This is a genomic window from Bradyrhizobium sp. (genome assembly GCF_049798375.1).
Taxonomy (GTDB): Bacteria; Pseudomonadota; Alphaproteobacteria; order Rhizobiales; family Xanthobacteraceae; genus Bradyrhizobium.
In genome coordinates, this window is record NZ_JBARGP010000184.1 from 1 (window position 1) to 9,328 (window position 9,328).

Here is a 9,328-nt window from a genome sequence, read left to right on the forward strand (position 1 = left end):
CGCCACTCCGGCCACGCCGGCAATTGCGGACCCACCCGCCGACCAGCAGGCCGCGCCCGACGCCGCATTCCCTGCTGCCGGAAATACAGTCGCCGACAACACCGCCACCACGACAGCCGCCGCGACATCCGATGCGACCGCAACGACGGTCGTAGCCAGCACCGATGACAGCTCCGGCTGGGATAAGGCCTCGATCATCGGCAAGATCTTCATCGCCTGCGGCACCCTGCTCACGCTGGGGTCGGCCGCCCGCATGTTCATGATCTGATTCCGACCTGATTCAGCGCCGGGCGCGGCTTGCGATCAACAATCGCCCGCGCCGCCGCTGCAATTGCCCCTCCCACTTGAAGCGCACCCTGCCAGCGGGCACATTGGCCGCTGATTTTTCTTGCAGGGGTCAAGCATGAGCGTCTTCGAGCACATCATCGTCGAGAGCAAAGGTGCGGTCGGCATCGTCAGGCTGAACCGCCCGAAAATGCTCAACGCCCTGTCCTTCGGCGTCTTCAGCGAGATCGCGGCGGCGGTCGATGATCTCGAAGCCGACGACGCCATTGGCTGCATCGTGGTGACCGGCAGCGAGAAGGCGTTCGCCGCCGGCGCCGACATCAAGGAGATGCAGCCGAAGACGTTCATCGACATGTTCTCGTCCGACTTCGCTGACATTGGCGGCGACCGCCTCGCCAAATGCCGCAAGCCGACCATCGCCGCGGTCGCGGGCTATGCGCTCGGCGGCGGCTGCGAGCTGGCGATGATGTGCGACATCATCATTGCCGCCGACACCGCGAAATTCGGCCAGCCGGAGATCACGCTCGGCACCATTCCCGGCATCGGCGGCACCCAGCGCCTGACTCGCGCCATCGGCAAATCCAAGGCCATGGATCTCTGCCTCACCGGGCGGATGATGGACGCGACTGAAGCCGAACGCGCAGGCCTGGTCAGCCGCGTGGTGCCTGCGGACAAGCTGATGGACGAGACGATGGCGGCGGCGGAGAAGATCGCCGCGATGTCGCGCCCGGCGGCTGCGATGGCGAAGGAAGCTGTCAACCGCGCCTTCGAGACCACGCTGACCGAAGGCATGAATGTCGAGCGCAACCTGTTTCATGCGACCTTCGCGCTGGAAGACCGCGCCGAGGGCATGGCGGCGTTCATCGAGAAGCGCAAGCCGGTCAACAAGAACCGGTGACATCGGCAACGGCGAGGCCGGCGCCCTGATCGGGCGCCGACATGGGCGCGTCGTGAACGACGGCTACGGTCAAATCACCGCGCCGTAGTTCCACGGGCTCAATGCTGGCGCCATCGCGCGAAGCGCTGATGCGCTCGCGTGACGCGTTGATCGCGACCAAAGCCAAAATGTCTGTGGCACTGCCGCAACATCAAATCGCGGAAAACTCTGGGGTTTTTCTTGAGCGCCCTTTGCCTGTGGCTGTTCCGCCGTCTAAACATGTAACAAGCGACCAAACGGGACGCGTGGAGTCGCAGGTGGGGCGAGCCAAAGAATTTGGCGCTGGCAGGGTGTTCGGGCGCGGTGCGAGCCTCGCGCTCGTCGCATGCGTGGCGATCGCCGCCACGCCGGCCCGCGCCGAGGATCTGGCCGCGGCCCTGGTCAAAGCCTACCAAACCAGCCCGCAGCTCAATGCCGAGCGCGCCCGCCAGCGCGGCACCGACGAGAACGTGCCGCAGGCGCTGTCTGGCTATCGGCCGCAGATCGTCGCCAATCTTGGAGTCGGTCTGCAGGCGGTGCGTGACCTGTTGCCCGGCAACGTCGTGCAATCGGCAACATTGAAGCCCTGGGAGATCGGCGTCACCGTGACGCAAACCCTGTATAACGGCAACAGGACCGCCAACAGCGTGCGGCAGGCGGAGCTGCAGGTGCAGTCCGGCCGCGAGGCGCTGCGCAATGTCGGCCAGGGCGTGCTGCTCGACGCGGTGACCGCCTACACCAACGTGATCGCCAACCAGTCGCTGGTCGAGGCGCAGCGCTCCAACATCGCATTCTTGAAGGAAACGCTGTCGATCACGCAGCGCCGCCTCAATGCCGGTGACGTCACCCCGACCGATAGCTCGCAGGCCGAAGCGCGGCTCGCCCGTGGCCAGTCCGATCTCAACGCGGCCGAGGTCAACCTTGCCATCAGCCAGGCGACCTATGCGCAGGTGATCGGCAGTCCACCCGGCGTATTGAAGGCGGCCGATCCGATCGACCGGCTGCTGCCGCGCAGCCGCGAGGACGCGATCGTGCTCTCCGCCAAGGAGAATCCGGCGGTGACCGCGGCCGGCTTCGACGTCGATGCCGCCTCGACCGCGATCCGGATCGCGGAAGGCACGCTGCTGCCGACCGTGACCTTGCAAGGCAATGTCAGCCGTAGCCGCGATTCCGATCCCACCCTCGGGACGTTCGGCACCGATCAGGCCTCGCTCACCGCCAACGTCACGGCGCCGATCTACGACGGCGGCATGGCGGCCTCGCAGACCCGTCAGGCCAAGGAGCTCACGACCCAGAGCCGGCTCGTGCTCGACCAGGTCCGCAACCAGGCACGCACCGCGGCGATCAGCGCCTGGGTCGCCAATGAAGGCGCCAAGATCGCCGTCACCGCCTCGGAATCCGAGGTGCGCGCTGCCACCGTCGCCTTGCAGGGCGTCTCCAAAGAGGCCCAGGGCGGCCAGCGCACCACGGTCGACGTGCTGAACTCGCAGTCCGACCTGATCCAGGCCAAGGCGCGGCTGATCGGCGCGCAGCGCGACCGCGTCGTCGCCTCCTACACGCTGCTCAGTGCGATCGGGCGGCTCGATGTGAAGAACCTCGCGCTCAACACGCCGGACTATTTGCCCGAAGTGCACTATCACCAGATACGCGACGCTTGGCACGGCCTGCGCACGCCGTCGGGGCAGTGATCGGACACACCATGCAAAGGCGTCGCATCCACATCATGGGCGCGTCCGGCTCGGGCGTGACGACGCTCGGCCGTGCGCTGGCCAATGTCCTCGCGCTGCCGCAACACGACAGCGACGACTATTTTTGGCTGCCCACTGTGCCGCCCTACCAGGCGCAGCGGCCGAGCGGCTGCGGCTGATGCAGGAGATGTTCCTGCCGCGTGCCGACTGGGTGCTGAGCGGCTCCGTGGTCGGCTGGGGCAATGAGCTGATTTCGCATTTCGATCTTGTCGTCTTCGTGCAGACGCCGCGCGAACTGCGCCTGCAACGGCTGCGCAACCGCGAGGCCGCCCATTTCGGAGCTGATGCCGTCGCGCCGGGCGGCTGGCGCCACGACGAGACGGAATCGTTCGTCGAATGGACCTCGCATTACGAGGACGGCACGCGCGAGGGACGCAATCTGTCCAAGCACGAGACCTGGCTCGCCCGCCTGCCCTGTCCTGTGCTGCGGGTCGATGGGTCACGCCCGGCCGAGGCTAACGTCACGGAGATCGTACGCGCGCTCGATCGCTGGAGCGGCTGGGCCTCACTTGCCTTCGCGTTCGACCTTGCTGCGCTCGCGATCGTTCATTTCCTTGATCTTGGGATCCGGCGCCGATTGTCCTGTGGTCTCCGTACGTGTGGCCGGCGGCGCCGCATTCGGCACCGAGCTCTGATCCGGCCCGTTGGCGGCGGGTCGGGTTGCCGTGGTCGGCGGCGTGTTGTCTTCCGCCACCGCTTGCTGCGTGGCGAAGCCAATGGCGCCCGCGAGGATGAATGTCACCGCGAGCGCCTTGAAGGTCGTGCTCATTGTCCTGTCCTCTCTTGAGAGATCAAGTTCAATGAACAGGGATTGCGAACGTCAGTTCCCGGCTAGGCCTCCAGTTGCTTGCCGATCGGCATCGCGCGGAGGCGCTTGCCGGTCGCGGCAAAGATCGCATTGACGAGCGCCGGTGCGAACGGCGGCACCCCGGGCTCGCCGACCCCGCTCGGAGGCGTGTCGGCAGCCGGCGGCACGATGTACACGTTGGTGACCAGCGGCGACTCGTCGATCCGGAGCACCGGGAAGTCGTCGAAGTTCTTCTGCTGCACCCTTCCGTCCTTAAAGGTGATCTCGCCATATTTGGCGAGGCCGAGCCCCATGATCGCCGCGCCTTCGATCTGCGAGCTGATGCGCTCGGGATTGACGTAGGTGCCGCAATCGATCGCGGTATCGACGCGCGGCACCGTCAGCTTGCCCTTCTCGTCGACGGCGACCTCGACGATGGTCGCGATGTAGCTGACGAAGCTGCGATGCGCGGCAATGCCGAGCCCGTGTCCCTTCGGCAGCGACCGACCCCATCCGGCTTTCTCGGCGACCAGTTCGACCACCTTGCGCAGCCGGGCGGTATCGATCGGATAGCTGGAGTAAGGCTCGCCGTAATTCCAGGGGTCCTTCACCGAGGAGAGATCGACGTGCCGGGGCGACCCGATCATCTCCAGCAGCATGTCCTTGGGATCGCGCCCCGCCGCCTGCGCAATCTCGGCGACCATGGATTGCACCGCGAAGGCGTGTGGGATGTTCGAGACCGAGCGGAACCAGCCGATCCGGGTATGGGCGGCCGCTTCCGGATTCTCGCATTGGATGTTGGCGATCTCGAACGGCACGTCGATCAGGCCCATGCCGAGTTCGAACGGCGCTTGGTGCACCGCCCCGGCCGCGAAGGTCGAGGCGATGCTGGGTGCGACGCTGCGGTGGCGCCAGGCCACCACCTTGCCGTCCTTCAGCCCGGCCTCGATCCGCTCCACCGAGACCGTGTGCAGGAAGTCATGATGAATGTCGTCCTCGCGCGTCCACTGCACCTTGACCGGCGTTCCCAATTCCTTGGACAGCAGTGCAGCTTCCAAGGCGAAATCGCATTTCGACTTGCGGCCAAAGCCGCCTCCGAGCAGCGTCACGTTGACGGTGACATTCTCCTCGGGAATTCCGAGGGTTTTGGCGACGTCTTCGCGGGTGCCGCCGGGGCTTTGCACCGGCGCCCAGATCTCGGCCTTGTCGCCCTTCACGTTGGCCACCGCGACCGGTGGCTCCATGCTGACATGGGCGAGGTGCGGCAGGTAGTACTCGCCGACAACAACCTTGTCGGCCGTCTTCAAGGCGCCGTCGACGTCGCCTTCCTTGCGGATGACGAGGCCCGGCTTGCGTGCCGCCGCCTCGAGCTCGGCGCGATAGGCGACGGACTCGTATTTCGCATTGGCTCCGTCGTCCCAGACGATCTTGAGCGCATCGCGTCCCTTGATGGCGGCGCCCGTGTTGCGGGCGATCACCGCCACGCCGCCGAGCGGCTGGAATTTGGACGGCCAGGGCCAGCCCTTCACCTCCATGACCTTCTCGACGCCCGAGACCTTCTGCGCCGCCTCGCCGTCGAACGACACCAGCTTGCCGCCGGTGACCGGCGGTCGCGCGATGACCGCATACTTCATGCCAGGCAGGCGAATGTCGCCGCCATAATGCGCGCTGCCCGTCGTGATGTCGTGCAGGTCGACGATCGAGATCTCACCCTTGCCGAGATAGCGGAAGTCCTTCGGGTCCTTCAGCTTCAGCCCCTCGATCCCGGGCACCGACTCCTTCGCAGCATCCTCGGCAAGATCGCCGAAGCCGAGACGCCGGCCGCTGGCGTCATGCACCACCTCGTGCTTGACCGCCTTCACCTCCATGACAGGAACGTTCCAGCGCTTGGCCGCCGCCTGCTCCAGCATGAAGCGGGCCGACGCGCCGATCTGCCGCATCGGCAGCAGGTAGTGCCGGGTGCTGCGGGAGCCGTCGGTATCCTGGTTGCCATACTTGACTTCGTCGCCATGGGCCTGCTGAACGTGGACGCGCGTCCAGTCCGCCTCCATCTCCTCAGCGACGATCAATGGCAGGCTGGTGCGAACCCCGGTGCCCATCTCCGCGCGGTGGGCGAGGATGGTGACGGTCCCGTCAGGCGCGAGCGAGACGAAGACGCGGGGATCGACCACCACGCCGTGCGGCATCTTCCCGGCGCCGGTCTCATAGGCGAAAGCCGGACGCGACAGGATTGGCGCGGCCAGTACGAAGCCGCCGGCGATGCCGAGACCTTTCAGGATCGTGCGGCGCGATACGTTCTCGACGCGAACGGCCTTTTCAAAGCCGCGAAGCTTGTTCGAACTGCTCATGATGTTCATGTCACACCCCCGTGGACGCGAGATGGACGGCGTTTTCGATCCGCTGATAGCAACCGCAGCGGCAGATGTTGCCGGCCATCGCCTCGCGGATCTCGTCATGCGACGGCTTCGGATTGGTCGCGAGCAGCGCGGCGGCCTGCATGATCTGGCCAGCCTGGCAATATCCGCATTGTGGAACGTTGACCTGGCGCCAAGCCTTCTGCACCGGATGGTCGCCGGTCGGATGCAGGCCTTCGATCGTCGTCACCTCGCGATCGGCCACGTCGGACACCGAGGTGATGCAGGAGCGCACGGCATCGTTGTCGACCATTACGGTGCAGGCGCCGCACAGCGCCTGGCCGCAACCGAATTTGGTGCCGGTCAGGCCGGCCTCGTCGCGCAGAAACCAGAGCAGCGGAAGATCCGGGTCGCCATCCCAGCTCTGCTCCTGGCCGTTGATTTTCAGCTTGATCATGATCGTCCCTCGCTCTGCTTAAGCATTTCGGACGGAGGCTCGCGGCACACCTCCCGCTCGCTTGCCTGTGAGGCACACCTGCCCGGCAGCGAGGGTCGTGTTGATGGATGCCGCTCGAGGTCCCTCCTGGTTCGGCAAATCGCATAGAGCCGTCAAAACTATCAGAGAGCTGGACACGTTGACATCACAGGGAAGTGTTCACGTCGATCATCAGCGATTTCGCATCTGCGTTAGGCGGGTGCGGTTCCGGCGAACTCTTAAGGCGCAGTTTGTCTCTTGCACTTGCCTTCCGTGCGACGAACAATCACGCTTTGAGTACACGGACGCGTCGCGCGCAACGAACGCGCCTGGATATGGAAGGACCATCATGCTGAGCCGCCGCAGCCTTGTCCTTGCGTCCCTTGCCGCCGGAGTGACCATGACCAGCAGAACCGCGCTCGCAAAAGCGTCGCAGCCCGCGACGGCGGTGAATTTTGACGTTCCGGCCGGCGCGGTCGACTGCCACACCCACATCCATGGCGATCCCGCCAAATTTCCGTTCTTCACTGGGCGCGTCTACACGCCCGAACAGGCCTCGCCGGAGGAGATGGCGGCGCTGCACAAGGCGTTGCACATCCAGCGCGTCGTCATCGTCACCCCGTCGGTCTATGGCACCGACAACGCGGCGACGCTGTTCGGGATCAAGGCGCGCGGCAATGACGCGCGCGGCGTCGCCGTGATCGACGACAAGACGCCGGAGGCCGATCTCGACCGCATGCAAGGCGAAGGTTTTCGCGGCATCCGCATCAATCTTGCGACCGGCGGCATCAGCGATCCCGCGGTCGGACGCGCCCGCTTCCAGGCCGCGGTCGATCGCATCAAGGCGCGCGGCTGGCATGTGCAGCTCTACACCGACACCCCGATGATCGCGGCGATCAAGGACCAGGTCATGGCATCGCCGGTACCGGCGGTGTTCGACCATTTCGGCGGCGCCCAGGCCAAGCTCGGCCTGTCGCAGCCGGGCTTCCCCGATCTGATCGAGTTGGTGAAGAGCGGCAATGCCTATGTGAAGATCTCCGGCTCCTATCGGCTCTCGACCGAAGGCCCCGACTATCCCGACGCCGCGCCGTTCGCCAAGGCACTGATCGAAGCCAATCCCGATCGCATCATTTGGGGCACCGACTGGCCGCACCCGGACTCGACCCTGCGCACCGACATCAAGCCGACCGAGGTCCGCCCGCTCTATCAGATCGACGATGGCAGGCTGATGAACCAGCTCGCAGTCTGGGCACCTGACGCGGCAGTCCGGAAGAAGATTTTAGTCGACAATCCGGCGAGGCTATACGGGTTCGGTTAGTTTGTAGCATGATTGAGCGCAGCGATACCCATCGCTTGGCGCCGCATATTCCGCTCCACGCGCTTCGTACTACTCGACAGCCGGGATCTGCTTGCTTGGGTCGACGACCTTGTCTCCATTCCGATCGGTATCATCCATCGGGTTCTCGGTCCCGTTCGGAGGCAGGTGGTGCCCGCCCTGCTTGTCCGGAACACGCTTCTCGTCCTTCTTGTCCATCACGAGCTCCAAAAATGAAACGTTGGAAACAACCTCCGAGGCACGCCGCCCGTTCCAACCAGCACGGTCGGTGAAGTGCTCGCGCCGCATACCTCTGATGCTGCGCGAAAAAACTCATTTCACCCGCGATTTCAAAGACAAGGCTCGTTTCAAGAGGTTCTGCTAAAAATAAATATCTTCCGAAATTCAGCAAATCAGGATTATGCTGCGCGCGTTCCGGTCCGGATGAGGGGCGAACGCGTCGTCACGAACGTTGGACCGGCAATGCGGTGGACGCTGCGGGGTCAGGTGCGTTGCAAGACGCCGACGACTGACATTGCCGCGGACGGCGAAATCGTGTGGTCCTGGCGCCCCGGTGCTGGCGCTAAGGTCGCGATGCTTTGACGAGCACGCGAACGACGGGGGCAAAAACGCCGGTCCCCGAGGAGATCACGTATAAGCCGTAACACCATCGCGCAGGGAAGGCCGGCTATTTGGCTGATCCTGTGGTTCTGCCGCGTGCTTTTTGTTTGCACGCGGACCATGGGTATCAGCGGATACCCGGTCTTCCCTGCGCCCTCATCACTTGCGAGGGCCGATGTCGAGACATCACTCGGGCGCACTGCGTCGCGAGAACGATATTGCATGTCGCCGTAATTGCGAGGAGCGCAAGCGACGAAGCAATCCAGACTGTCGCAGCAGAGAGATTCTGGATTGCTTCGCTTCGCTCGCAATGACGGAAAAAGCGGTCGCATGCGAACGTTGTTTGACAGGTTGAAGAACGACAGCCGGGCGGCATGCCGCGCCGCCTCAGCGCGCGCGGCGCGAGAAGAACGAGATCAGCACCGGCAAGGTCACCAGGATCACGATCGGCGCCAGCATCATGCCGGTGACGACCACGATCGCCAGCGGCTTTTGCACTTGCGAGCCGATGCCGGTCGACAGCGCCGCCGGCAACAGGCCGACGCCGGCGACGACGCAGGTCATCAGCACCGGCCGCAGCTGCAGTTCGCCGGTTCGGATCACCGCGTTGATGCGGTCATAGCCTTCGTCGATGAGCTGGTTGAACTGCGACAGGATGATGATGCCGTCCATGACGGCGATGCCGAACAGCGCGATGAAGCCGATCGCGGCCGAGACGCTGAAGGGGATGCCAGTGACCACCAGGCCGACGACGCCGCCGAAGATCGCCATCGGGATCACGCTCATGGCGAGCAGCGTGTCGACCATCGAGCCGAAATTGAACCACA

The 9,328-nt window shown here is 64.8% G+C and carries 8 protein-coding genes and 1 pseudogene; 5 read left to right on the forward strand and 4 right to left on the reverse strand.

What is annotated here, in order from left to right:
• From WA702_RS07795 to WA702_RS07810, 4 genes and pseudogenes are all read left to right on the forward strand, one after another.
• Window positions 1-268, forward strand: a 268-nt coding sequence (locus WA702_RS07795; RefSeq protein WP_425109951.1) for a hypothetical protein, incomplete at its 5' end; no start/stop codon positions are given.
• Between the two features lie 135 nt (window positions 269-403).
• Entirely contained in the window at window positions 404-1,183 is a 780-nt protein-coding gene (locus WA702_RS07800) for an enoyl-CoA hydratase (protein WP_425109952.1), read from the forward strand.
• Between the two features lie 296 nt (window positions 1,184-1,479).
• Window positions 1,480-2,889 carry a TolC family outer membrane protein gene (locus tag WA702_RS07805; protein ID WP_425109953.1) on the forward strand — a complete coding sequence of 470 codons (1,410 nt, stop codon included), beginning with the start codon at window positions 1,480-1,482 and terminating at the stop codon, window positions 2,887-2,889.
• An 11-nt stretch (window positions 2,890-2,900) separates the two neighbouring features.
• A pseudogene (locus WA702_RS07810) lies at window positions 2,901-3,448 on the forward strand (hypothetical protein); the annotation flags it as partial.
• Between the two features lie 332 nt (window positions 3,449-3,780).
• Here WA702_RS07810 and WA702_RS07815 read toward each other — a convergent pair.
• Both WA702_RS07815 and WA702_RS07820 read right to left on the reverse strand, forming a co-directional pair.
• A complete protein-coding gene (locus tag WA702_RS07815; protein WP_425109954.1) occupies window positions 3,781-6,093 on the reverse strand; it encodes a molybdopterin cofactor-binding domain-containing protein in 2,313 nt (770 codons plus the stop codon).
• 1 nt (window position 6,094) lies between these two features.
• Window positions 6,095-6,547 carry a (2Fe-2S)-binding protein gene (locus tag WA702_RS07820; protein ID WP_425109955.1) on the reverse strand — a complete coding sequence of 151 codons (453 nt, stop codon included), beginning with the start codon at window positions 6,545-6,547 and terminating at the stop codon, window positions 6,095-6,097.
• Between the two features lie 367 nt (window positions 6,548-6,914).
• Here WA702_RS07820 and WA702_RS07825 point away from each other — a divergent pair, with 367 nt between their 5' ends.
• Window positions 6,915-7,883: an amidohydrolase family protein gene (locus WA702_RS07825; RefSeq protein WP_425109956.1), complete on the forward strand. Its 969-nt coding sequence runs from the start codon at window positions 6,915-6,917 to the stop codon at window positions 7,881-7,883.
• Between the two features lie 69 nt (window positions 7,884-7,952).
• Here the strand turns inward: WA702_RS07825 and WA702_RS07830 are convergent, their stop codons facing one another.
• Both WA702_RS07830 and WA702_RS07835 read right to left on the reverse strand, forming a co-directional pair.
• Window positions 7,953-8,099 (reverse strand): hypothetical protein, encoded by a 147-nt coding sequence (locus WA702_RS07830; protein ID WP_425109957.1) that lies wholly within the window; start codon window positions 8,097-8,099, stop codon window positions 7,953-7,955.
• A gap of 789 nt (window positions 8,100-8,888) precedes the next feature.
• On the reverse strand, window positions 8,889-9,328 hold a 440-nt coding region (locus WA702_RS07835), incomplete at its 5' end, for an efflux RND transporter permease subunit (protein ID WP_425109958.1).